Consider the following 24,398-nt stretch of genomic DNA (forward strand, 5'->3'; position numbering starts at 1 on the left):
ACCGACCCCTCTCCGTGGTGCATGACGATCAGGACGCGTCGACCTGGGCCTGGATCTCCGTGAGGACGTCCTGGGCCGGCTTCGTCTGGATCTGGCCGAACAGCGCCTTGAAGGCCGAGTCGGCCGCCGACCACTGCGGGTTCGTGCTCGGGTAGAACTGCGCGTCGGGCAGCACGTCGAGGAACGGCGCGAGCGCCTCCTCGCCGCCGAGCGCCTCGGCGCCCGACTTGGTGACGGGGAGGAAGCCCTCGGCCTGCACCCACGGCACGTACACGTCGGACGAGTAGAAGTAGTCGAAGAACGCGGTGATCGCCTCCTGCTTGTCGCCGTCGTTCTGGAACGCCATCAGCTGGTCCATGACGCCGAGCGTGAAGGGGCTGCCGTCCTGCGTGGGGATGGGGACGATCGAGTAGTCGAGGTCGGGGTTGCCCTCCTCGATCTGGCCGACGGTCGGCGGGAGGCCGACCTGCATGCCGATCTGGCCCTGGATGAAGATGTCCATGAGCGGCGACCGGTCGGTCGAGCCCGGGTCGGCCTGCGTGGCGCCCGCGTCGATCATGGCCTTGATCTGCTCGGCGCCGGGCAGGTTGGACGGGTCGTCGACGGTGATCGCGGACTCGTCGCCGAAGGTGCCGCCGCCGCCCCACAGCCAGACGGCCGCCTCGGCCTGCGCCTCCTCGGAACCGAGGGGCATGCCGTAGCCGGCGATGCCGCCGCCGAGCGCGGAGACCTTGGTGGCGGCATCCAGCAGTTCGTCCCAGGTGGTGGGGGGAGCTGCGACGCCGGCCTGCTCGAGCAGCGCGTTGTTGACGAAGAGCGCGCGCCCGGAGGCGATGAACGGCAGCGCGTACGCGGTGCCGTCGACCTCGGCGTTGGCGAGGAACGACTCCTGGAAGTCGGAGAGCGTGTCGGCGCTCACGACGTCTTCGACGGGGTAGAGCAGCTCGTCGGCGGCGAAGCCGGCGAACGGCCCGCCGTTGTAGATGTCGGGTGCCTCGTCGCCCTGGATCTTCGTCGCGATGACCGATTCGAGGTTGTCCCAGGACTGCACCTCGAGGTTCACGGTGATGTCGGGGTTCTCGGACTCGAAGCCGTCGACGACGTCCTCCCAGAGGGCCTGGGTGTTGTCGGAGTAGCTCGGGACGAGCAGGTCGAGGGTCGTGCCGTCGCCGCCGGACTCTCCGCCGCCGGACGATCCGCCGAACCCGCACGAGGCGAGCGTCAGGGACGCGGTCGCGGCGAGCGCGATCGCGGCACCGAAGCGCATGCTCTTCTTCATTCGCTGTTTCCTCACTCTGGTGGGTGGTGCACCGAGCGTCAGCTGCTTCGCACCGGTGCGGGTGTCCAGATCGCCACTGTCGCGCAGTGACGTTTCCTGAACGTTTCTCGGGTGATTCGATCAGAATCATTCACCCGGTGTCGAAATCTATGCCGCCGGAACCGTCACGTCAACCACTCCGGCAACTTCGTTACCAGAATTTGTTCAGGTTCCTGACAATCAGTCGCTTCCTTCGGTAACGATCATTGAACTGATTGTTTCTGCCAGATATGCTTCATATGCGATCATTCATCGCCGCTCGCCCGACCACCGCAGAGGAGCCCTCCGTGACCGACCGCACCGCCTTCGACTCGCACATGGCGATCGAGCTCGCGAGCCAGCCGGAGGCCTGGGAGCGCGCCGCCGGCCTCGCCGGGCTCCACGCCCGTCTTCCCGAGCGGGGCGCACGCGTCGCCGTGGTCGGATGCGGCACCTCGTGGTTCATCGCGCAGTCCTACGCGTGGTTGCGCGAACAGGGCGGCCACGGCGAGACCGACGTGTTCGCGGCATCCGAGGCACCGCTCGGCCGGGACTACGACGCCGTCGTCGCACTGACCCGCAGCGGCACCACCTCGGAGGTGCTCCGGCTCGTCGGACGACTGCGCGAGCGCGGGGCCCGCGGTCGGGTGATCGGCGTGATCGGCGACCCCGAGTCGCCGCTCGTCGGACTCGTCGACGATGCCCTGACGCTGCCGTTCGCCGATGAGCGGTCGGTCGTGCAGACCCGGTTCGCGACGACCGCGCTGGCCCTGTTCCGCGCCTCGCTCGGCGAGGACCTAGGCCCGGCGATCGCCGACGCCCGCACGGCCCTGGCGGAAGACCTGGACTCCGACCTCGTCGGCGCCGAGCAGTACAGCTTCCTCGGCACGGGTTGGAGCTACGGCCTCGCGCAGGAGGCCGCCCTCAAGATGCGCGAGGCCTCGCAGTCGTGGACCGAGTCGTACCCCTCGATGGAGTACCGCCACGGTCCGATCGCGATCGCGGCGCCCGGCCGGGTCACCTGGCAGTTCGGCGAGGCACCCGAGGGACTCGCCGCGGATGTCGCCGCCACGGGTGCGCGGTTCGAGCACGCGGGCCTCGACCCGATGGCCGAACTCGTGCGCGCGCAGCGCGTCGCGCTCGCCCGCGCCGCCGCCAAGGGCCTCGACCCCGACCACCCGCGGAGCCTGACCCGCTCCGTGATCCTCGAGGGCTGAGACCGTGCTCGGGCCCGGTCCGGCCGTCCTCGCGTTCGACGTGGGAGGCACCGACACCAAGTCCGCACTGGTCGACGCCGGGGGCCGGGTGCTCGGGTTGCGTCGCACCGCCACCGTGTCGGATGCCTCGGACCCGGCCGGCGCCGTCGTCTCGGGCGTCGCCAGGCTCGCCGCGGCCTACCGCGAGGAGTTCCCCGACGTGACGCCCGTCGCCGCGGGCGTGAGCGTGCCCGGCCTCGTCGACGACTCGACGGGTATCGCCGTGTTCGCGAGCAACCTGCGCTGGCGCGACGCGCCGATCCGCGACCTCGCCGCCGAGGCGGTCGGACTCCCGGTCGCCTTCGGCCACGACGTGCGCGCGGCCGGCATCGCCGAGCGCCGGCTCGGCGCCGCGCGCGGCCACGCGAACGTGTTCCTCGTTGCCATCGGCACCGGGATCGCCGCGGCATCGATCGTCGACGGCCGCCCGCTCACGGCCGGCGGGTACGCCGGCGAACTCGGACACACGCTGAGCGACCCGAACGGCGACCCCTGCCCGTGCGGTGCCGTCGGATGCCTCGAGACCATCGCGTCGGCGAGCGCGATCGCGCGTCGCTACCGCGAGGCGACGGGCATCGAGGTCGCCGGCGCCAAGGAGGTGCTCGCCGCCGCACGCGCCGGCGACGGGTCCGCGCAGCGCGTCTGGGACGACGCCGTCGAGGCGCTCGCGGAACAGCTCGCGCGGGTCGCGGCGCTGCTGGCGCCGGAGGTCGTGGTCGTGGGCGGCGGCCTCGCGCAGGCGGGCGCCGACCTGCTCGACCCGCTGGCCGCGCGCCTGGACGGCCTGTTGTCGTTCCACCGGCGACCGCTGCTGGTGCCCGCCGAGCTCGGCGACGACGCCGGGGTGCTCGGCACCGCGCTCGCGGCGAGGGATGCCGCGGCATGATCCTCACCGTCACGCCGAACCCGGCCCTCGACCTGACCTGGCACACCGCCGCACTCGACCCCGGGGCGACCCACCGGGTGGAGCGCGGCGTCGCGCGCGCCGGAGGGAAGGGGGTGAACGTCGCCCGGGTCCTGCACGGTGCGGGCCGCGACGTGCTCGCGCTCACCACGCGCGGCGGCGCGACCGGCGACGAGTTCGCCGAGGAGCTGCGCCGGAGCGGCATCCCGCACCGGCTCCTGGACGTGGCGGGCCCCACGCGCCGCAGCGTCGCCGTCGTCGACCGGCGCGACGGCGAGGCCACGGTGCTGAACGAGTTCGGCAGCCCGCTGGACGCCGTCGAGCGCGACGAGCTGCTCGCCGCCGCGCGACGGCACGGTGCCGACGCCGAGGTCGTCGCCGTCTCGGGCAGCCTGCCGCCGGGGGTCTCGCCCGACGACGTCGCCGCGCTCGTCGCCGACCTGACCGCGGCCGGCGTGCCCGTGGTGGCGGATGTCGCGGGACCGGCGCTGCTCGCCGCGGCGCGCGCCGGTGCCGCCGCCGTCAAGCCGAACCGCGAGGAACTCCTCGTCGCGACCGGCGAGACCGATCCGCTGCGCGCGGCCCGTGGACTCGTCGAGCTCGGGGCGCGACTCGTCGTCGCCTCGCTCGGCAGCGAGGGACTCATCGCCGTCTCCGATGGCGGGGCCGTCTCGGCGCGCCTCGGCCGGACCCTCCAGGGGAACGCCACGGGCGCGGGCGACGCGGCGGTCGCCGCGATCTGCACCGCCATCGCCGACCGGCGCTCCGGCGCACTGCCCGCCGGGCAGGCCGCCCTCGCCTCCTTGGCGTCGCGCGCGGCCGCGTGGTCGGCCTCCGCCGTGCTCATGCCGCTCGCCGGCGACCTGCACCCCGACCACCTCGCGCTGGAGCGCGAGATCATCCTGGAGCCCCGATGACCCTCGCCCCCACCGCAGACCTGCTCGCCGAGGCATCCGCCGCGGGCCGCGCCGTCGGCGCGTTCAACGTGCTCCACCTGGAGACCGCCGAGGCGCTCGTCGCCGCGGCCGAGCGCACCGGACTGCCGGTGATCCTGCAGATCTCGGAGAACTGCGTGAAGTACCACGGCGGGCTCGCACCGATCGCGGCCGCCACCCTGCGGCTCGGCGAGGCGTCGCCGGCACGCGTCGCGGTGCACCTGGACCACGCCGAGGAGCTCGACCTCGCGCTGCAGGCGATCGGCCTCGGGTTCGGCTCGGTGATGTACGACGGCGCCGCGCTGCCGTACGACGAGAACGTCGCGGCGACCCGCCGCGTCGTCGAGGCGGGCCGTGCCGCCGGGGTCGCGGTCGAGGCCGAACTCGGCGAGATCGGCGGCAAGGACGGTGCGCACGCCCCCGGCGTCCGCACCGACCCCGCCGAGGCGGCGCGGTTCGTCCTCGAGACGGGCGTCGACGCTCTCGCCGTCGCCGTCGGCTCATCGCACGCCATGGTCGAGCGCACGGCCCGGATCGACCTCGACCTGATCGCGCGCCTGAGGGCCGCGGTCCCCGTTCCGCTCGTGCTGCACGGTTCCTCGGGCGTGTCCGACGACCTCCTGCTGCTGGGCATCCGCGCCGGCATCGTCAAGGTGAACGTCTCGACGCACCTGAACGCCGCGTTCACCGGCGCGATCACGGAGTACCTCGCAGACCACCCGGCGACCGTAGACTCGCGGAAGTACCTCGCCGCGGGTCGCGAGGCGGTCGCCGTCGAAGCCGCCCGCCTCCTCTCGCTGTTCGCCGGAAGGGACACCGACGGATGAATCGTGCCGAACGCCTCAGCGCCGTGCTCGACCTGCTCGCCGAGGACGGCCAGGTCGAGGTCGAGCAGATCGTCGAGCGCCTCGGCGTGTCGCCCGCGACCGCCCGACGCGACCTCGACGCGCTCGCGCAGCAGCAGCTGCTGACCCGCACCCGCGGCGGCGCCGTGGCGCACTCGGTCGCCTACGACCTCCCGATCCGCTACAAGCACCAGCAGAACCCCGAGGCCAAGGCCGCCATCGCGCGTGCGGCGAGCGCCCTCGTGCCGCGCGGCGCGGTCATCGGGCTCTGCGGCGGCACGACGGCCACGGCGATCGCCGACGAACTGATGTCGCGCGCCGACATCATGGAGCCGGCATCCGACCCGGGTCTCACCATCGTGACGAACGCGATCAACATCGCCATGCAGCTCGCGATGCGCCCGCAGATCAAGACCGTCGTCACGGGCGGCGTGGTGCACGCCCGCTCGTACGAACTGGTCGGCTCCTACGCCGAGGGCGTGCTCGGCAACATCAGCCTCGACCTCGCGTTCATCGGGGCCAACGGCATCGACACCGTCGTCGGCCCCACCTCGCACGACGAGCGCGAGGCGGCGGTCAACGCGCTCATGGCGCGGCGGGCGACCCGCGCGGTCCTCGTCGTCGACTCCACCAAGCTCGACCGACGCGCCTTCGCGGCGATCGGCGAACGACGACTGTTCCAGACGGTCATCACGGATGCCGCGAGCACGGCCGAGCAGCGTTCGAGGCTCGTCGACGCCGGCTTCGACGTTATCGTTGCGTCGTGACCCGCAGCACCGTCATCCACTCCGCCCGTCTCGTCTCCGGCGGCGACGCCGTGCAGGATTCGTGGGTCCGCTTCGACGGCGACGTCGTCACGGCACGCGGCACCGGCGACGGATGGCGTGAGACGGGCGACGCCGACGACGTGGTGGATGCCGCCGGTCGGTGGTTGACGCCCGGGTTCATCGACATCCACTGCCACGGCGCCGGCGGCGCGGCCGTCGAGGACGGCGAGGCCGGCATCGAGCGGCTGCTCGAGGTCCACACCGCGCACGGCACGACCCGGCTGGTCTGCTCGATGGTCTCCGGGCCGATCGACCGGCTCGTCGGCACGCTCGCGGCCGTCGCGGCCGTCGCGGCCCGCGACCCCAGGGTGCTCGGCTCGCACCTCGAGGGCCCGTTCCTCGACGAGCGCTTCCGCGGCGCCCACGATCCCGCCGCACTTCGCACGGCGGACCCCGACGCCGTCGCCCGCCTCCTCGATGCGGCCGCCGGGTCGCTCCGGCAGGTCACGATCGCGCCCGAGCACGATGGCGCGATCGACGCGATCCGGCAGTTCTCCGACGCCGGGGTCGCGGTCGCCGTCGGGCACACGAGCGCCGACTACGAGACCGTGCTCGCAGCGTTCGGCGCCGGCGCGAGCATCCTGACCCACGCGTTCAACGCGATGCACGGCATCCACCACCGCGCTCCCGGACCGGTGGTCGCGGCGATGCACGCCGACCACGTGACCCTCGAGATCGTGAACGACGGCGTGCACGTGCACCCCGACGTCGTGCGCCTCGCGTTCCGCGGCGCCCCGGGCCGCGTCGCGATGATCACCGACGCCATGGCGGCCGCGGGCCATGCCGACGGCGACTACGTGCTCGGTTCGCTCGACGTCGTCGTGCTCGACGGCGTCGCCCGGCTCCGCGAGACGGGTTCGATCGCGGGTTCGACGCTCACGCTCGACGAAGCGCTCCGACGCGCGGTCGTCGACAGCGGCATCCCCCTGGCCGAGGCCGTCGACGCGCTCACCGTGACGCCCGCCGCGGCGATCGGGCGCGCCGGCGACCTCGGTCGACTCGACCGCGGCTACGCCGCCGACGCGGTGCTGCTCTCCGACGACCTCGCGGTCGAAGGGGTCTGGGCCGCGGGCGTGCGCCAGGGCTGACCGCCGCCGGCTGACCGCTGCCGGCTGATCCCCCGCGCCGAGTTCGGACGCGAGCCGTCAGCCGGGTCCCGAGCCGTGTGTTCCCCGACATCGCTCGGAACCCGGCCGGCTCCCGACCTGCGCCTCGCCCCCACGCTGCGCCGATCGGACCGGGTTTCTCCGGGTGACGCCCCACACGCGGTTCGGGTGCCCGCGTGTGGAGCGTCGTACACCTGAGAGAGCGCCGCCCGCCCGGATCATGACGCGGGTTCCGGAACTTTTCTTCGCGCATCCGGTCCGCGGCGCCTCAGCGCACCGGTCGGCGCGGCCCGTCCGCGAGCCGGGCGCCCTCCTCCGGGACGGTCAGGCCCGGCGGATGCCCCGACCGGCGCGCCGGCGGACGGCCATGCCGATGACGACCGCGGCGACGAGCAGCACGGCCGCGTAGCCCCACGGCAGCGCGGCGGCGCCCCAGGTCCCGAACACGATCGAGCCTGCGAGCGCTCCCCCGCCGATGCCGAGGTTGAACGCCGTCGTGTAGAGGGCGCTCGCAGCGTCGCGCGCGGCCGGTGCGGCCGTGCGGAGGAGCGTCGTCTGCAGGATCGGCGGGATCGCGCCGAACGCGAGTCCCCACACCGCGAACGCGACGACCGAGACCACGGGGTCGAGCCCCAGGCCGATCACGGCGAGCGCCGCCGCGGCCGTCAGCACGGCGACGAGCAGTGCGCCACCGCCGTTCCGGGCGAGGGGCGTCCCTGCGGCGATCAGCCCGATCGCGCCCGCGGCGCCCGACACGAACAGCAGCGGGCCGACGGCGGTCGCAGGCAGCCCGATGACGTCGGTCACGAGCGGCGCGACGTATGTCGTGACGGCGTACTGGCCGAGCATGATGACCGCGGTGATGACGCACAGCAGCATGACCGAGCCGAACCCGGGGTCGCCGCGCCGGTAGCGCGCGACGGTGCGCTCCGCGCCCGCCTCGGCGCTGGGCAGCAGCATCCGGACCGCCACGGCACCGACCAGCGTCAGCGCGGCGACCGCGAGGAAGGCGAGCCGCCAACCGATCGCCTGGCCGAGCATCGTGGTCGCCGGGACCCCGAGCACCATCGCGAGCGTTCCGCCGCCGAGCACCACGGCGACGGCTCGGCCGATCCGCCGTTCGGGCACGAGACGCGACGCCGTGGCGGCGACCACGGCCCAGAACACGCCGTGGGCCAGCCCGCCGACGACGCGCGCGGCGATCAGCATCCAGTACTCGGTCGCGAGCGCCGAGAGGCCGGTGGACACGGCGAGGACGACGAGGACGCCGACGATGAGCCCGCGCCGGGGCATCCGGCTCGTGAGGGCGACGAGCGGCGCCGACGACAGCACCACCGTGAACGCGAAGACGGACACGGTCAGGCCGATGAGCGCCTCGGGCACCGCGAGGCCGGCACCCATCTCGGGCAGCAGCCCGGTGGGCGCGAGCTCGGTCGTGATCGACAGGAACACGGCGGCGGCCAGCGCGACGAGCGCGGGCCAGGGCATCGGGCGGTCGTCGACGACGGCAACGTCGCGCGCGCGGCGGTGATCGGTGATCGACATGCGGATGTCTCCCCGACGGCGTACCCGCCCGGCGGTGCGTGCACGCCGCGGGTCGTCTACGCGCTCGTGTGCGCGCCCAGGGCCGCGCGGGAACCGGCGACCGTACGTCAGCCTACGCGTTCCACTTGTACGCTGGCTGGATGACCGAAGCCACGCCCGACGGACGCACGCACCACTGGGTCTTCACCCTCAGCTGCGTCGACTCGCCGGGCATCGTGCACGCCGTCAGCGGCGCGATCGTGGCCGCCCGCGGCAACATCACCGAGAGCCAGCAGTTCCAGAGCACGGAGTCGGGGCGCTTCTTCATGCGCGTGCAGGTCGAGTCGCCCGCCGACCGTGCCGAGTTCGAGTCGGCACTCGCGCCGGTGGTCGCCCGCTGGGACATGACCTGGCATCTCGACGAGGTCGGGCGCCCGTTGCGCACCCTGGTGCTCGCGTCGACCGCGGGGCACTGCGTGAACGACCTGCTGTTCCGCCGGCACGCCGGCCAACTCCCGGTCGAGATCCCGCTGGTGCTGTCGAACCACGGCGCGCTGCGCGACCTCGTGGACTTCTACGGCGTGCCGTTCGAGTCGGCCGCGGTCACCGATGCCGACGGCAAGGCGGCCTTCGAGCGTCGCGTGCTCGCCGCGGTCGAGGAGCACGACATCGAGCTCGTGGTGCTGGCACGGTACATGCAGATCCTCTCCCCGGCGCTCTGCGAGGCGCTGGCCGGCCGCTGCATCAACATCCACCACTCGTTCCTGCCCGGCTTCAAGGGCGCCAACCCGTACCGCCAGGCCCACGCGCGAGGGGTGAAGCTGATCGGCGCGACGGCCCACTTCGTGACGAGCGACCTCGACGAGGGGCCGATCATCGAGCAGAACGTGGTCCGCGTCGACCACTCGCGCTCGGTGTCGGAGCTCGTCGCGATCGGCCAGGACGAAGAGAGCCGGACGCTCAGCCAGGCGGTGAAGTGGTTCGCCGAGCGGCGCGTGCTGCTCGACGGAGCGCGGACGATCATCTTCCGCTGAGCCGCGCAGGTTAGGCTTGTCGGTCGTGAACGACCGCACCCCCGAACCGCTGCCGAAGATCGGCCCGAACGACGTCCTGCGCTTCCTCCTCGAGATCTTCGCGATCGTGTCGCTCGGCATCTTCGGCTTCGCCGCGTTCCCCCTGCCGTGGCCGGGCGTGCTCATCGGCATCGGAGCTCCGGTGCTCGCCATCCTGCTGTGGGCGCTGTTCCGCTCGCCGAAGGCGGTGTTCGCGGTCGACCCGTTCGTGAAGGCACTGGTCGAGATCGCGGTGTTCTCGTCCGCGGCGATCGCCTGGTGGATCATGGGGCAGCCCATCGTGGCCGTGGTGTTCGCGGTCGTCGCGGCCGTCAGCGGAGTGATCCACGGGCGCAGGGAGTTCGCGGGCTGACCTTTCCCGCGAGAGCGGGATGCGTCGCACGGGCGCGCGTCAGCGCACGTACGCGGTCGGCAGCGCGGCGAGGAAGGCCTCCTCGTCGAAGTCGTCGAGCAGCGCCCGCTGGAGGATGAACCCGGGCCCGGCCGAGAGGACGACCGGCGCGACCCTTCGCGCCCATTCGCCCGGATCGCCGTCGATGCGCTCGGGGTTCGCGGCGGCCCACTCGGCGAGCTGCGCGCGGATCGTCTCCTTCAGGCGCTCGAACACCCCCCGGACCAGCCCGTGGATCTCGGGGTCGATGAGCGCCTCGGCCCAGAGCTGGGGCAGGATGCCGCTGAACGGCTCGCCGCGGATCCCGCCCACGATCGTCGCCATGAGCTCGCCGGGCGCCAGCGGCACGTCGGATCCGCTTCGGCGGTCCACGAGCTCGGCGCGCCGGGCCTCGAGCACGCGCGCGGCGACCGAGGCGAAGAGCTCGCCCTTGCCGCCGGGGAAGTTGCCGTAGATCGCCCCCGCGGACAGCCCGGAGGCCTCGACGATGTCGGCGATCGACGTGCGGGTATAGCCGCGGAGCATGAAGCACCCGACCGCGGCATCGAGGATCTCCTCGCGACGCGCGGTCCGGTGCTCGTCGGTGACCTTGGGCATGTTGACGATGCTACGGGATGGGCGTATAAAGAACGAGCATTCGTTTTTTATTGGAGGAAGCCATGACCGCCGCAACCAGGACCCCGGTCCCCCGCGCGATCGCCATCGGCGCCGCGCTCTCACTCGTCGTCGGCATCGTCCTGCTCGCCTTCGCGTGGCCGGGCGTCACGGCCGACCCCAAGGACCTGCCGATCGCCGTCGCCGGACCGGACGAGGCCGTCGCGCAGGCCGAGGAGCGCGTCGACACCGCCGCCGACGGTGCCGTGGCACTCACCCGCGTCGACGACCGCGCCGCCGCCGTCGCCGCGATCGAGCAGCGCGAGGCGTACGGCGCCGTCGTGCTCGGCGACGGACCGACCGACGCGCCCGAGGTCCTGATCGCGACGGCGGCGAGCCCGGCGGTCGCCCAGATGCTGACCGGCCTCGCGGCCGAACTCCAGGCGGGCATCGACGAGCAGATCCGCGCGGCCCTGCCCGAGCAGATCCAGGCCGCCGTCGGACAGGCCGTGCAGCAGGCCGTCCAGGCCGCGCAGGCGCAGGCCGCTGGGCAGGCGCCGCCGGCCGGTGCCGCGCCCGCGGCGCCGTCGGCGCCCGAGATCCCCGAGGTCACCGTCGAGGTGACCGACATCGTTCCCCTCGCCGAGTCCGACCCGCGCGGCACCGGGCTCGCGGCGGCGATGTTCCCGCTCGTGCTCGGCGGCATGCTCGGCGGCATCGCGATCTCGCTCGTCGTCATCGGCGCGATGCGGCGCGTGGTCGCCGTCGTGGCCTACTCGGCCGCCGCCGGCCTCGTGCTCGCGGGCATCCTGCAGGGCTGGTTCGGCGCGCTCCAGGGCGACTTCTGGCTGAACGCCGGCGCCATCGCCCTGGCCCTCGGGGCCATGGCCGCGACCATCACGGGCCTGGTCGCGATCATGGGCCGCGCCGGCATCGCGGTCGGCGCCGTGCTGTTCATGCTCGTCGGCAACCCGCTCTCCGCGGCGACCATGCCGGTCGAGTTCCTCGTCGCGCCCTGGGGCGCGATCGGACAGTGGATGCCGCCGGGCGCCGCGGGCACGCTGCTGCGCAACCTGTCGTACTTCCCCGAGGCGCCGACCGCGTTCCCGTGGCTCGTGCTCGCCGGCTGGGCGGCCGTCGGCATCGTGCTCTCGCTCGTCGGCCACTTCCGGACGGCCGGCGGCGCGGAATCCGACGCCGAGGCGGCGCACGCCGACGACCCCGTTCCCGCGGACGACGAGACGCGGGTCCCCGTCGCCGTCTGAGCGGCCGCACGAACCGCAGGCGGATGCCCCGGGGCGCGGCCCGGGGCATCCGCCTGTCACGTCAGGACGCCGACGTCAGATGCCCTGCCAGTCGGGCTTGTTCGCCCACGCGTGCCGGTAGTAGCCCAGGTTCGCGAGCTGCGACGCCGCGGCCTCGTCGACGATCACCGTGGCATGCGGGTGCAGTTGGACGGCCGAACCCGGTTGGCTGGCCGACACCGCACCCTCGACGGCTGCGGCGATCGCGGGAGCCTTCGACTCGCCGAAGGCGAGGAGCACGAGGTGCCGCGCGCGCAGGATGGTGCCGATCCCCTGCGTGATGCAGTGCATCGGCACGTCGTCGGGCGAGTCGAAGAAGCGGGCGTTGTCCGCCCGGGTCTGCGCCGTCAGGGTCTTCACCCGCGTGAGCGAGGCGAGCGACGAGCCCGGCTCGTTGAACCCGATGTGGCCCGTGCGTCCGATGCCGAGGATCTGCACGTCGACGCCGCCGGCCGCCGTGATCGCCCTCTCGTAGTCGGCGCCCGCGTGCTGGATGCCGGCGGGGTCGCCGTTCGGCACGCGGATCAGCTCGGGTGTGAGCCCCAGCGGCTCCACGACCTCTCGCGTGATCACGGAGCGGTAGCTCTCGGGATGCCCGGCCGGAAGGCCGACGTACTCGTCGAGCGCGAAGCCGCGGACCCCGCGCACGTCGATCGACCGCTCGCGGATGCGATCGGCGAGCGCCGCGTACGTGGCGAGCGGGGTCGATCCGGTCGCGAGGCCGAGCACGGCGTCGGGCTTGGACGTGATGAGGGCGACGATGGCGTCGGCGACGAGTGCCCCCGCCTCCTGCTCGTCGCGGACGATCACGATCTCTGCCATAGGTCCTCTCCTACGAGCGCAGCACCCACGGCGGCAGCCGGGAACCCTGCGGGAATGACCTGGACGCGATGCGGCAGGTCGAGCGATGCGAGGAACGCCGAGTCGGCGGCCCACCCATCGAGGATATGCCGCACGCCCACCAGCAGCTCGTCGCCGAGCGCGGCGAGGCCGCCGCCGATCACCACGGTGTCGACGTCGGTCGTGAGGACGAGCAGCCGCACGGCGGCCGCGACGCCCGTGAAGAAGCGCTCGCGCACCTCGAACGCGGCCTGCTCACCGGAATCGGCCCGGTCGAACAGGTCGCGCGCGGGGATCGGATGCTCGGTGGGCCACATCCGGCTCAGCGCAGAGCCCGAGGCGAGCGTCTCGAGGCAGCCGCGCTGCCCGCAGCCGCAGCGATCGCCCGCTGGATCGACCGGGATGTGGCCGATCTCGCCGGCGACGCCGTGGCCGCCGCGCAGCAGCTGGCCGCCGAGCACGATGCCCGCGGCGAGTCCGGTGCCGAGGTTCAGGTACGCCATCGAGTCGGCGCGCAGGCCGTCGGCGACGCCGAGGAGGTGGTGCGCGCCGAGCGCGGCCGCCTTCACGTCGTTCTCCACCCGCACCTCGACGCCGAGGCGGTCGGCCAGGCGCGGGCCGAGGTCGAGGCCCTCGAGCCCCAGGTTGACGGCGTGCGCGACCCGTCCGGTGCGGCCGTCGACGGCGCCCGGAATCCCGATGCCGATCGAACTGAACGACGAGGCGTGCACGCCGGCGAGCTCGCTCATGCGCTCGACGGTGCGCAGCGCGGTGGCGACGACCTGCTCGGCGCCGAACCCGGTCGGCATGCGGACCTGGTCGCTGAGCTCCCCGTCGGCGCCGATCGCGACCGCGGCGGTCTTCGTCCCGCCGATGTCGATGCCGAGCCTCACGTCGCCACCGCCCCCGGCGCGGGTGCCGCCTCGAAGCCGTCGGCCACACCCGCGGCACCGGCCGCGCCGGATGCACGCAGCGCCTCGTCGATCAGCCCGATCACGGACTCGCCCATCAACCGCGACGCGCCGAACACGGCGATGTCGGCGTACGCACGGTCGTCGCCGGGCCACCCGTGATCGATCGTCACGACGTCGCCGCGCACCGCGCGGAGCCCGTCGATGGCCGCGACCGCGAAGTCGTGGCGGTGCAGGTCCTTGCCGATCACGAGCACCGGACCCGGCAGCTCGGCGAGGCCGTCGAGCACGTCGCCCTCGGCGAGCGGCACCAGACGGCTCGTCGACAGCCACGACGGGCCGTCGGCGATCGCCTCGGCCGCGAACGGGCCCCACGGCGCGATGCCGACCGCGATGTTCGCGACCGTGTCGATGCGCACCACGGTGCCGACGCGGCCCGCACCGGAGACCGCGTCCAGCGCCCCGTCGCGGATGTCGAAGGCCCCGCGAACCTGGGCCGGCCCGACCGCGGGCGCGGCGGCATCCGTCATCGGATCGGCGGCCGCCGCCAGCGACGACCATCCGGACAGCCCACGGACCCGCGCAGCGGCATCCGCCACGCGCTCGACCGGCAGGCGGCCGGACTCGACCGCCCGCTCGACCGCCTCGACGATCGCGTCGACCGTCTCGGGCGCCACGTCGGCGCCGATGCAGAGCAGGTCGCACCCGGCGGCGAGGGCGAGCACGGCAGCCTCGGGGATGCCGTGCTCGCCGCTCGCCCCGTGCATGTCGAGCGCGTCGCTCACGACGACGCCCTCGAACCCCAACTCCCCGCGGAGCAGGCCATGCAGAATGCGCGAGGAGAAGGTGGCCGGCAGCTCGGTGTCGAGCGACGCGAGCATGATGTGACTGGTCATGACGGTCGCCGTTCCGGCGGCGATCGCGGCGCGGAACGGCACGAGCTCGCGCACGCGCAGCGTCTCGATCGGCACGTCGACGACCGGGAGGGCGAGGTGCGAGTCCACCGAGGTCGCGCCGTGGCCCGGGAAGTGCTTCGCGCTGGCTGCGACACCGGTCGACTGCACGCCGGCGACCCAGGCCGCCGTGTGGCGCGCGGCGAGGGTCGGGTCGCTGCCGAAGCTGCGGACGCCGATGACCGGGTTGTGCGAATTCGAATTGACGTCGGCGTCGGGCGCGAAGGTGAGCGTGACGCCCGCATCACGGAGCGCCTCGCCGACCTCGCGCGCCACCCGGGCGGTCAGCTCGATGTCGTCGAGCCGGCCGAGCACCGCGTTGCCCGGGAAGGGGGCGCCGCGGTCGTAGAACAGGCGGGTGACGTCGCCGCCCTCCTCGTCGATCGCGATGACCGCGTCCGGGCCGGCGGCGCGCAGGGTCGCGGTGAGCTCGCGAAGCTGCGGCACCGAGACCACGTTCGACCCGAAGAGGCAGATGCCGCCGAGGCCGTCCGCGAGCAGGTCGAGGACCCACTGCGGCGCCTCGGGTCCGTCGAAGGCCGGAAGCAGGCTCGTCAGGATGTCCCGTCGGAGGTCGGAGCCCACGACGGTCTCGAGCGCCGTGGTCATCCCTTGACCGCTCCGCTCACCAGGCCGCTCGTCATGCGCCCCTGCACGAAGAGGAAGAACACGATGACCGGGATGGCCATGAGGGTGGAGCCCGCCATGATCGCCGCCCAGTTCGTCGTGCCGTTGGCGACGAGGAACGTGCGCAGCCAGACCGGCAGCGTCATCATCTCGGGCCGGGCGTTCAGCACGAGCGCCATGAGGAACTCGTTCCACGCCTGGATGAACCCGAACACGCCCGTTGCGACGAGGCCGGGGGCCAGCAGGGGGAACGTGACCCGCCAGAACGCGCCGGCCTTCGAGCAGCCGTCGATCATGGCCGCCTCCTCGAGCTCGATCGGGACGCCGTTGACGAATCCGCGCAGGGTCCAGATCGTGAACGGCAGCACCGCGGCGATGTACACGATCGTGAGGCCGATGATGGTGTTCAACAGGTGCCAGCCGTCGATCACCCGGAACACCGAGACGATCATGGCCTCGCCGGGGATCATCTGGATGGCCAGGATCGCGATGATGAACGCCTTGCGGCTCTTGAACCGGAAGCGGGTCACCGCGACCGACGCGAGGAAGGCGAAGACCAGGGCGATCACCACGGTCAGCAGCGTCACGATGAGCGAGTTCGCCGCGGCCGGGAGGAACGGCGTGCGACCCGGGTCGAACAGCACCGTCTCGTAGTTGCGCAGGGTGAAGTTGTCGGGCCAGTAGTGCACCTCGGAGCCGCGGATGTCGTTGTTCGGCTGGAAGGAGGTGTTGATCATCCAGTACACCGGGAAGACGAACACGACGAACAGCAGGATCGCGATCGCGCTGTAGATCACGTTGCCGATGCGGCGGCCGGGCTTGCCGGAGCGCTGGGCCGCGGGGCCCCGGTCCGCGCGGGGACCGGCGACGATGCTGGTCGTGGTCACTGCTCGTCCTCCTTCATGAGGTGGCGGATGTAGAAGAGCGAGATCGCCATCATGATCAGGGCGAAGATCATCGCGAGGGCGCCGCCCATGCCGAAGTCGCCGCCGGCGATGGAGACCTGGTAGATGTACACGCCGAGCGTGTTGGTCTCGGCGCGGATGCCGCCGATGTCCTGCAGCGCGAAGATCTGCGTGAAGACCTTCATGTCCCAGATGATCTGGAGGACCGCCGTGATCAGGAAGATCGGCTTGAGGTACGGGAAGACGATCAGCCGGAAGCGCGCGAAGGCGCCGGCGCCGTCGAGCTGCGCGGCCTCGATCACCTCGTCGGGAACCTGGGTGAGCCCGGCGTAGAGCGTGAACACGACGAACGGGATCGCACCCCAGATGACGATGATCGCGGCGACGAGGAAGAAGCTCATCGGCTCGATGAGCCAGGGGTGGCTGTCGAACTGCTCGAGGCCGAACCACTCGACGAGCGTGTGGTTGATCACGCCGTAGTCGGTGTCGAACATCCAGCCCCACACGATCGTGGCCGTGAGGGCCGGCATGGCCCACGCGAGGAGGAGGCCGACCGACAGGAGGATGCGGAACGGCTTCGGCAGACGGACCATGAGCAGGGCGATGAGGGTGCCCAGGAGCATCGTGAGGATCACGCAGACCGCGGCGAAGCCGATGGTCCGCGCCAGCACCTGGTAGAAGACCGGGTCGGTCAGGACCGCGGTGTAGTTCTCGAACCACACCCAGGCGGGCGGGGCGCCGAAGACCTGCGCGCGGCCGAACTCCTGGAACGAGGTGATGATGAGCTGGATCAGCGGCCAGCCGACGATGGCGGCCAGCACGGCGGTGGCGGGGATGAGCAGGACGTAGGGGGTGAGTCCGCCCGCCCGGCGCCGGCGCTGCGTGTTGCGCCCGTTCGCGCGCGGGGGCTCGGGGGCGACGATGCGCTCGCCGTCGATGGCGCTGGGCATCGAGTCCCGTCCGCTGTCGACCGTGGTCATGGTGCAAGTCTCCTGGGGTTCGAGGGTGCCGGATCGGATGACGGATCCGAACCGAGGTGCGGGCGGCCGCCGATGTGTGGAGCGACGACCGCCCGGCTCAGGGGCGCGGTGCGGCGGCGGGGATGGGGGGATGCCGCCGCACCGCGATCCGGATCGGGACTATCCGTTGAGGATGTCCTCGATCTGGGTGTCGGCCTCCTCGGCGAGGGACTGCACGTCGCCGCCCAGGGCGATGTTGACGAACAGGTCCTCGAGGATGCGGGCGGCCTCGACGTCGGCCCACTTGGGCGAAGCCGGGGTCAGGCGCGCGTTGCCGGCGGCCTGCGCGGTCGCCTGCGCGACCTCGTCGGTGCCGAGCGTGTCGGCCAGCGAGAGCTTCGCCGGCACGAGGCCGTTCTGGCCGTAGATCGTCTGGAACTCGTCCGACAGGATGATCTCCAGCGCCGACAGCGCGAGGTCGGGGTGCTGCGACTTCGCGGCGATGCCGATGTTCGAGCCGCCGGCGAAGACCTGCGCGGCCTCGCCGTCCGCGCCCGGCAGGGCGTAGACGCCGAGGTTGGCCTCCTGGTCGGGGCAACCCGGGGCCTCGGCGTCGGCCGGGGCGAGGATCGACCACTTGACCCAGCTCGGTGCCGAGAGCTGCAGGGTGGTGCCGTCGCAGAAGCCGACCTCGGGGCCGGTCTCGTTCGCGTCCTTCGGCGCGACCGAGGCCTTCGTCATGGTCTCCTGGACCTGGAGCAGGCCCTTGACCGACTCGGGCGAGCTGAGCTGGGCGTCCCACTCCTCGCCGTCCGGAACCGCGACCTCGCCGCCGTTCTCCCAGATGAAGGGCAGCGCGTTGCGCCAGTCCTGACCGGGCCACCAGATGCCGGACTTGCCGGGGTTCGCGGCGGCGAGGGCCTCGCCGGTCGCAACGTACTCGTCGAGCGTGGTGGGAACGCTCGCGCCGATGCCGGCGAAGGCGTCCTTCTTGTAGAAGACGAGGCGCGAGCCCGAGTACAGCGGGGCCGCGTAGAACTTCTCGTCGTAGGTGCCGGCCTCGACGAAGCCGGGGAGCAGGTCGTCGCCGCCGAGGTCCTCGTAGTGCTCGGTGATGTCGAGGAACGCACCGGCCGAGGTGAACGCCGAAGCCTGCGTGTTGCCGACCTCGACGACGTCGGGGCTGTCCGAGCCCGAGAGGCTGGTGGTGAGGCGGTCGACGAGACCCTCCCACGCCTGCTCCTCGATCACGAGGGTCGAGCCGGGGTTCTCCTCCTCGAAGGTGGTCTTGAGGTAGTCGCGCGCCTCGTCGGGCGTGTCGGTGCCGACGAGCCAGACGCGGATCTCCGCGCCTTCCGAAGAGGCGTCGGTGCCTCCGGAGGTGGCACAGCCGGCGAGCGTGAGCGCGGCGACGGCGCCGAGCGCTGCGATGCTGAGTTTCCTCATTGCGTTGCTTCCTTTCGTGGGGTGAAGGCGACAGCGGGGGAGCTGACACCCAGTGGTGCGAAGGCGGAGGTCAGGAGACCCCCAGTTGTCCGGACAGGACCATGACGGCGGCGCCGCGGAGGACGATGTCCTCCCCGAGCGTCGTCATCCGCAGTCGGAGATCGCGGTGCTGGTCCACGATCGTCCTGTTCCGGAGCGTGTCGACGACCGCGTCATGGAACGCGCCGTCGAGCAGGGCGGCGGGGCCGCTGAGGACGACCTCCGCCACGTTGAGGGCGCCCATGACGGGCGCGAGCACGATGCCGAGCCGGCGGCCGGCCTCGTGCAGGATCTCGTCGCGAGCGGCTGCCCCTCCGCCCGCTCGCTCGGCGTCCTCGAGCTGCGCCGCCAGACGCGGCACCGCCGCCCACGCCTCGAGGCATCCGCGCCGGCCGCACGCGCACAGCGGCCCGCTGTCGGTGCCGACCACGACGTGGCCGATCTCGCCGGCCGCGAAACCCGATCCGATCACCGGACGGCCGCCGACGATCAGGCCGGCGCCGACGCCGTGCCCGATCTTGACGAGGAGCAGGTCGCCGCCGTCGCCGGCACCGTGCTCGGCGAGCACGGCCATGTTGGCGTCGTTCGCCACGAACACGGGCACCCCGAGTTCGGCGGCGACACGGGCGCGCAGCGGCTCGTTCGACCAGCCGAGGTTGGGAGCCGACCGGACGGTGCCGTCGGGGTCGACGATGCCGGGAGTGCCGATGCCGATGCCGAGGAGCGGCGCCGTGGCCTGCGCGGCGAGGCTGGCGGCGAGGTCGACGACCATCCGGGTGAGCGCGTCGCCGGTGGTGCCCTCGAGCGGGAGGTCGGCTCGGGCGACGATCCGGCCGTCCAGGTCGATGACGGCCCCGCGCAGCACGAAGTGCTCGGCGAGGTCGAGCCCGATGATCTGGAAGGCCCGACGGGCGATGTCGATGAGCGTCGCGGGCTTGCCGGGCCGTGCCGACTCGCGGGGGCCGAGTTCGACGACCAGGCCCTCGGCGATGAGTTCGGCGACGAGGTCGGAGACCGTGACGCGGGTGAGGCCGGTCTCGCGGGCGAGGTCGGCACGGCTGCGTGCGCCCTGCGAGTACAGCGTCTGGAGGACGAGCGACCGGTTGTGGCCACGGGCGTGCTCGGGCAGCACCTTCGCCGTCGGGCGCAGCACGCGACCGCGGGCGCCGAGACCGCCGAGCGCGAAGGCGTGCACCTCGGAAGCACCCGCGCCGGGTGCCGGCGTCGCGGTCGTCCCGGTCTCGTTCGGCGAGGTCGCCGTCCGGGTTGCTTCCGTAGCAGTCACGTTTGTTAGTAAAGCTTACGAACAAAACGTTTGGCAAGCGTTCGACCCAGATTCGTTCAGGATATTTACAAACCCGTGACCTTCCGCCCCGCCGGGTCGACCACGGAGACGACGAAGGGCCGGATGCCGAAGCATCCGACCCCTCGCGAAGCGACCGCGGTTACGCGCCCAGGCGCGCCTTCAGGTTCGCGTCGATGGAGTCCAGGAACTCCTCGGTCGTCTGGTAGGCCTGCTCGGGGCCGACCAGGAGCGCGAGGTCCTTGGTCATCGCACCCGACTCGACCGTCTTGATGACGACGTCCTCGAGCGTGAGCGAGAAGTCGATCAGCTCCTGGTTGCCGTCGAGCTTGCCGCGGTGCGCGAGCCCGCGCGTCCAGGCGAAGATCGAGGCGATCGGGTTGGTCGAGGTGGGCTTGCCCTGCTGGTGCTGGCGGAAGTGGCGGGTCACGGTGCCGTGGGCCGCCTCGGCCTCGACGATCTTCCCGTCGGGGGTGGTGAGCACCGAGGTCATGAGGCCGAGCGAGCCGAAGCCCTGCGCGACCGTGTCGGACTGCACGTCGCCGTCGTAGTTCTTGCACGCCCAGACGTAGCCGCCCTCCCACTTGAGGCTCGCCGCGACCATGTCGTCGATCAGGCGGTGCTCGTAGGTGATGCCGGCGGCCTCGAACTTCTCCTTGAACTCGGCGTCGAAGACCTCCTGGAACAGGTCCTTGAAACGGCCGTCGTAGGCCTTCAGGATCGTGTTCTTGGTCGAGAGGTACACCGGGTAGTTGCGGGCGAGACCGTAGTTGAGCGATGCGCGCGCGAAGTCCTTGATGGACTCGTCGAGGTTGTACATGCCCATCGCGACGCCGGCGCCGGGCGCCTGGAACACCTCGAACGACTGCGGCTCCGAGCCGTCCTTCGGCGTGAAGGTCATCGTGAGCGTGCCCTCGCCCTCGAACTTGAAGTCGGTGGCGCGGTACTGGTCGCCGAACGCGTGGCGGCCGACGATGATCGGCTTGTTCCAGCCGGGGACGAGGCGCGGGATGTTCGAGATGATGATCGGCTCGCGGAAGATGACGCCGCCCAGGATGTTGCGGATCGTGCCGTTCGGCGAACGCCACATCTTCTTGAGTCCGAACTCCTCGACGCGCGCCTCGTCGGGCGTGATCGTCGCGCACTTGACGCCGACGCCGTGCTTCTTGATCGCGTTCGCCGCGTCGATCGTGATCTGGTCGTCGGTCTCGTCGCGCTTCTGGATCGAGAGGTCGTAGTACTCGAGGTCGAGGTCGAGGTACGGGTGGATCAGCTGGTCCTTGATGGCCTGCCAGATGATGCGGGTCATCTCGTCGCCGTCGAGTTCGACGACGGTGCCTGCAACCTTGATCTTGGACAAGAGGATTCTCCTTGGATCGTTTCGGGGAGCTGAGGAAGTCTCTGGCGGGCCGGACACGCCGCCGAACAGCTTACCGCCTCCTCGAAATATCTTGACATCGAGACAAGTACTCCCGACCCCGCGCTCGGAACGCTCCCCGCCGAGGCTCGCCCCCGGCGCAGAATGGGCACCCGAATTGGGGGCGGACGGTCGCGTCCCGTGGGCGTATCGTGGCGCGTACATGAGCCCCCCTCATTGTTGAGCGTGACGATTACCCAGGCCGAATCGAGCACCGCATGTCCGCTCCCGGAAGCCGGCGCGCACGCGCCGGCCGACACAACCCGACAGCCGCCGGATGATCGGCGCCGATCCGCTGAGCGCCCTCGCGCAGGCATCCGCGATCGCCACGGCCGGCGACGACCGGGCCAGGCTCGCCGCCGTCCTGCACGAGCCCCGCGAGGGCGCGGTCCTCGTGATCGGCGCCGCCGGCGCCGGGAAGTCGACCCTGCTCGCGACCGTCGACGACCATGCGGGCCCGGTTCGGCGCACGCGCGTCGGGGCCTGGATGGCCCATGTGCCCCTTTCCGGAGCCTCGGCGATGGCCGCGGCCTTCGACGCCCCCGAGTTCGTCGCGCTGTCGATGCGGCTGCTCGAGCAGTCGGGCCGCGAGCCCACCCCCGGCGCCGTGGCCGTCGCCCTGCTCACGTTGATCCGGGAGGGCGGTTTCGACGCCGGCGTCCTGGTGATCGACGACGCCGACCTCATGGACGGCGAGAGCCAGGTGGTCCTCTCGCTGCTCGCCACCAGGCTGGCCGGCACCGGCCTGCGGATCGTGGCGTCGTGCGGATCCGAGCACCCGCCGGGCCCGCTCAGACTGATGCGAGCCCTCACACTGGAGGCGGACGACCCCGACCGGTCGAGGCGGATCGCGACCGAAGCGGTCGGCGGACGCGCCGACGGCGCCGTGCACCAATTGCTCGTCGACGGAGCCCACGGCAATGTCCGCGCCGTGTCCGAGATCGCGGCACGGCTGACCGAGTCCCAGTTGACGGACGCCGCACCGATCGAGCTGCCGTTCCGGCTCGCCTCGGCCGAGACGCCGCCCGAGGACGGCCTGCTCGCACGGCTCTCGTGCGCCCACCTGCACACACTGCGCGCCGTTCGCGCCGCCCACGCCGATGAGCTGGACCGCCTGCTCTCGAGCGGGGCCGCCGCGCAGGACGGCCGCTACACGTGGCTGGCCGACCCGGTCCTGCGATCGCGCACCTACTGGGCGCTGCCCGCCGCGACGCGGACGCGGCTGCACGGGATCCTCGCCGAAGCGGAGTCCGGTACGGATCCCGCACTCGCCAGATGGCACGTCAGCCATGGCGAGGCGGGCAGCGCGTCGCCCACGGAGATGATCGAGGACGCCGCCGAGTTCGCGCGCCGCGGCCTCGCCTGGCAGGCGGTCGAGGTCGCCGAGCGCGCGCTCGCCCTCGCCGACCTCGCTCCCGTCGCCGCGCCCCACCTGCTGCGCCTCGCGCACCACCTGCTGTACGCCGGCGAACCCGCCTACGCCGAGCGGTACGTGCGACACGCGCACCGTGCGCCGTCGCACGCCGATCGCGTCGGGCCGATCGCGGCGATGCGGCTGATCACCTCGTTCGTCGCGACCCGCCGACTCTCCGTCGACGACGGCGACTACCGATGCGTCTCGGAACAGGCCCACCCGCTCCGCCTCACCCAGCTCGCAGCACTGCACGTCGAACGCTGGGAGGTCGATTCCGCCGCCGAGCTGCTCGAGCGGGCCACGGCCGCCACGCCGTTCGGCGGCAGGCACGATGCGCTGCTCTCGGTCGTCTCGGCGCAGTGCTCCGCCGTCGCGGGAACCCCGGACGGCCCGACGGCGCAGCCGGCGGGCTCGGGACGCGGACCGGCGCCGGCCTCGCCGCTCGGCCTCCTCGTGCTCGGACGCACCCTCACGTTCCTCGATCGCAACGACGACGCCCGGCGCACCTTCCACGCCGTCCTCGACGTCGAGCCGGCGGCCAATCGGCTGATCGTCGATCACGCGCGGACGTTCCTCGCCGAACTCGAGATCCGCGCCGGTCGCCATGTCGACGCGGCGGCCCTGATCGACCGCGGCCGGTCGCCGGGGATCGCCAGGCGCGCACAGCCGCTCGACCTCGTCCTGCGGGCGTGGAGCCGGCTGATCGACGGCGACACCACCGAGCTCGACGGGCTCCGGGCGAGGTTCACCTACGACGACCCGTCGCTCGCCGCCCGGCTCGCGGCGTTCGAGGGCGCCTCGGCGCTCGCGACCGGACGGCTCGACGACGCCGTCGCGGCCCTCCGCGCAGCGATGTCGATCGGTGCGGCCTTCGGGAACCCCACGCTCCTGCGCTGCGAGGTGGACCTGGTCGAGTCCTGCGTCCTGTCGGATCGGCGAGCCGAGGCGCTCGAGCACGCCCGGGTCTTCCTCGGACGGCACGCCGGACATCGCACTCCATGGACCGATCAGGCCCGGGCGCGGATCGAGGCGTTGATCGCCGACGGCGACGAATCCCTCGCCGTTTGGGAACGGGCCCTCCGCATGGCCTCCTCCGGCGACCTCATGTACGAGCGCGCCCGGACGTTCGCCGGCCATGCTGATCGGCTCGACGCGCTCGGGCGGGCGCGCGAAGCCGCCGAGCAGTGGCGATCCGCCCATGCGGTGTTCTCGCAGCTGGGCACCACGCAGTGGACGCGGCGGACCGCGCGCCCGAGGTCGGCGGCGCGCCGACCCTCGCCGGTCGATCCCCTGCTCGCGGCGCTCACGCCCGATGAGCTGGAAGTCGTGCGACTGGTCCGTCGCGGCCTGCGCAACAAGGAGATCGCCGGGGAGCTCTACGTCTCCGTGCGAACGGTCGAGGTCCGGCTGACGAGCATCTACCGACGGCTCGGGGTGATGTCGCGCTCCCAGCTCATCTCGATGCTCGCCCCCGCGAGCGAGATCCTCACGGAGCGGGTCGGCTGACCCCGGGGGAAGGCGTTCGCGA

21 protein-coding genes are annotated in these 24,398 nt (G+C 72.3%); 10 read left to right on the forward strand and 11 right to left on the reverse strand.

Translation table 11 applies throughout. The annotated features are described in order from the left end of the window. Window positions 1-28: 28 nt before the first annotated feature. Window positions 29-1,279, reverse strand: a complete 1,251-nt coding sequence (locus ELQ40_RS13380) for an extracellular solute-binding protein (protein WP_127794133.1) — start codon at window positions 1,277-1,279, stop codon at window positions 29-31. Between the two features lie 356 nt (window positions 1,280-1,635). Between ELQ40_RS13380 and ELQ40_RS13385 the strand changes: the two genes are divergently transcribed. Genes ELQ40_RS13385 through nagA form a run of 6 tightly spaced genes read left to right on the forward strand, consistent with a single transcriptional unit; the run spans window position 1,636 to window position 7,152 of the window. After that, entirely contained in the window at window positions 1,636-2,514 is an 879-nt protein-coding gene (locus ELQ40_RS13385) for an SIS domain-containing protein (protein WP_127795307.1), read from the forward strand. Window positions 2,515-2,518: 4 nt separating this feature from the next. Next, window positions 2,519-3,439 (forward strand): ROK family protein, encoded by a 921-nt coding sequence (locus tag ELQ40_RS13390; RefSeq protein ID WP_127794134.1) that lies wholly within the window; start codon window positions 2,519-2,521, stop codon window positions 3,437-3,439. Continuing rightward, a complete protein-coding gene (locus tag ELQ40_RS13395; RefSeq protein WP_127794135.1) occupies window positions 3,436-4,374 on the forward strand; it encodes a 1-phosphofructokinase family hexose kinase in 939 nt (312 codons plus the stop codon). Before ELQ40_RS13390 ends, ELQ40_RS13395 begins: the two co-directional genes overlap by 4 nt. Beyond that, window positions 4,371-5,219, forward strand: a complete 849-nt coding sequence (locus ELQ40_RS13400) for a class II fructose-bisphosphate aldolase (protein WP_127794136.1) — start codon at window positions 4,371-4,373, stop codon at window positions 5,217-5,219. Before ELQ40_RS13395 ends, ELQ40_RS13400 begins: the two co-directional genes overlap by 4 nt. Beyond that, window positions 5,216-6,004 (forward strand): DeoR/GlpR family DNA-binding transcription regulator, encoded by a 789-nt coding sequence (locus ELQ40_RS13405; RefSeq protein WP_127794137.1) that lies wholly within the window; start codon window positions 5,216-5,218, stop codon window positions 6,002-6,004. Before ELQ40_RS13400 ends, ELQ40_RS13405 begins: the two co-directional genes overlap by 4 nt. Then, a complete protein-coding gene (gene nagA, locus ELQ40_RS13410) occupies window positions 6,001-7,152 on the forward strand; it encodes an N-acetylglucosamine-6-phosphate deacetylase (RefSeq protein WP_127794138.1) in 1,152 nt (383 codons plus the stop codon). Before ELQ40_RS13405 ends, nagA begins: the two co-directional genes overlap by 4 nt. Before the next feature lie 342 nt (window positions 7,153-7,494). On the opposite strand, the gene ELQ40_RS13415 is transcribed toward nagA, so the two are convergent. Next, window positions 7,495-8,715 carry an MFS transporter gene (locus ELQ40_RS13415; protein WP_240665797.1) on the reverse strand — a complete coding sequence of 407 codons (1,221 nt, stop codon included), beginning with the start codon at window positions 8,713-8,715 and terminating at the stop codon, window positions 7,495-7,497. A 140-nt stretch (window positions 8,716-8,855) separates the two neighbouring features. Here ELQ40_RS13415 and purU point away from each other — a divergent pair, with 140 nt between their 5' ends. Both purU and ELQ40_RS13425 read left to right on the forward strand, forming a co-directional pair. Beyond that, complete coding sequence (gene purU, locus ELQ40_RS13420; RefSeq protein ID WP_127794139.1) at window positions 8,856-9,728, forward strand: formyltetrahydrofolate deformylase; 873 nt, start codon at window positions 8,856-8,858, stop codon at window positions 9,726-9,728. A gap of 25 nt (window positions 9,729-9,753) precedes the next feature. After that, a complete protein-coding gene (locus ELQ40_RS13425) occupies window positions 9,754-10,119 on the forward strand; it encodes a YrdB family protein (RefSeq protein ID WP_127794140.1) in 366 nt (121 codons plus the stop codon). Window positions 10,120-10,158: 39 nt separating this feature from the next. Here the strand turns inward: ELQ40_RS13425 and ELQ40_RS13430 are convergent, their stop codons facing one another. Beyond that, window positions 10,159-10,755: a TetR/AcrR family transcriptional regulator gene (locus ELQ40_RS13430; protein WP_127794141.1), complete on the reverse strand. Its 597-nt coding sequence runs from the start codon at window positions 10,753-10,755 to the stop codon at window positions 10,159-10,161. Between the two features lie 62 nt (window positions 10,756-10,817). Between ELQ40_RS13430 and ELQ40_RS13435 the strand changes: the two genes are divergently transcribed. Then, window positions 10,818-12,017, forward strand: coding sequence for a hypothetical protein (locus ELQ40_RS13435; protein WP_127794142.1), 1,200 nt, complete (start codon window positions 10,818-10,820; stop codon window positions 12,015-12,017). Window positions 12,018-12,092: 75 nt separating this feature from the next. On the opposite strand, the gene nagB is transcribed toward ELQ40_RS13435, so the two are convergent. From nagB to ELQ40_RS13475, 8 genes are all read right to left on the reverse strand, one after another. After that, window positions 12,093-12,878, reverse strand: coding sequence for a glucosamine-6-phosphate deaminase (gene nagB, locus ELQ40_RS13440; protein ID WP_127794143.1), 786 nt, complete (start codon window positions 12,876-12,878; stop codon window positions 12,093-12,095). Then, on the reverse strand, window positions 12,863-13,789 hold the full coding sequence (locus tag ELQ40_RS13445) for an ROK family protein (protein WP_127794144.1): 927 nt from the start codon (window positions 13,787-13,789) through the stop codon (window positions 12,863-12,865). Before ELQ40_RS13445 ends, nagB begins: the two co-directional genes overlap by 16 nt. Then, window positions 13,786-15,369: a glycoside hydrolase family 3 protein gene (locus ELQ40_RS13450; protein WP_127794145.1), complete on the reverse strand. Its 1,584-nt coding sequence runs from the start codon at window positions 15,367-15,369 to the stop codon at window positions 13,786-13,788. The genes ELQ40_RS13445 and ELQ40_RS13450 overlap by 4 nt, the downstream gene beginning before the upstream one ends. Further along, entirely contained in the window at window positions 15,366-16,274 is a 909-nt protein-coding gene (locus tag ELQ40_RS13455; RefSeq protein WP_240665798.1) for a carbohydrate ABC transporter permease, read from the reverse strand. Before ELQ40_RS13455 ends, ELQ40_RS13450 begins: the two co-directional genes overlap by 4 nt. Further along, the gene (locus ELQ40_RS13460) at window positions 16,271-17,272 is read right to left on the reverse strand and encodes a carbohydrate ABC transporter permease (RefSeq protein ID WP_240665799.1); all 1,002 of its coding nucleotides are present in this window, start codon (window positions 17,270-17,272) and stop codon (window positions 16,271-16,273) included. Before ELQ40_RS13460 ends, ELQ40_RS13455 begins: the two co-directional genes overlap by 4 nt. Before the next feature lie 159 nt (window positions 17,273-17,431). Further along, entirely contained in the window at window positions 17,432-18,697 is a 1,266-nt protein-coding gene (locus ELQ40_RS13465; RefSeq protein ID WP_127794146.1) for an extracellular solute-binding protein, read from the reverse strand. Window positions 18,698-18,767: 70 nt separating this feature from the next. After that, window positions 18,768-19,931: an ROK family transcriptional regulator gene (locus ELQ40_RS13470; RefSeq protein ID WP_127795311.1), complete on the reverse strand. Its 1,164-nt coding sequence runs from the start codon at window positions 19,929-19,931 to the stop codon at window positions 18,768-18,770. Between the two features lie 250 nt (window positions 19,932-20,181). After that, window positions 20,182-21,399: an NADP-dependent isocitrate dehydrogenase gene (locus ELQ40_RS13475; protein WP_127794147.1), complete on the reverse strand. Its 1,218-nt coding sequence runs from the start codon at window positions 21,397-21,399 to the stop codon at window positions 20,182-20,184. A 334-nt stretch (window positions 21,400-21,733) separates the two neighbouring features. On the opposite strand from ELQ40_RS13475, the gene ELQ40_RS13480 reads away from it, so the two are divergent. Further along, window positions 21,734-24,376: a LuxR C-terminal-related transcriptional regulator gene (locus tag ELQ40_RS13480; protein WP_127794148.1), complete on the forward strand. Its 2,643-nt coding sequence runs from the start codon at window positions 21,734-21,736 to the stop codon at window positions 24,374-24,376. Window positions 24,377-24,398: the final 22 nt, after the last annotated feature.

Origin of the sequence: Agromyces sp. LHK192 (assembly GCF_004006235.1) — a bacterium.
Taxonomy (GTDB): domain Bacteria; phylum Actinomycetota; class Actinomycetes; order Actinomycetales; family Microbacteriaceae; genus Agromyces.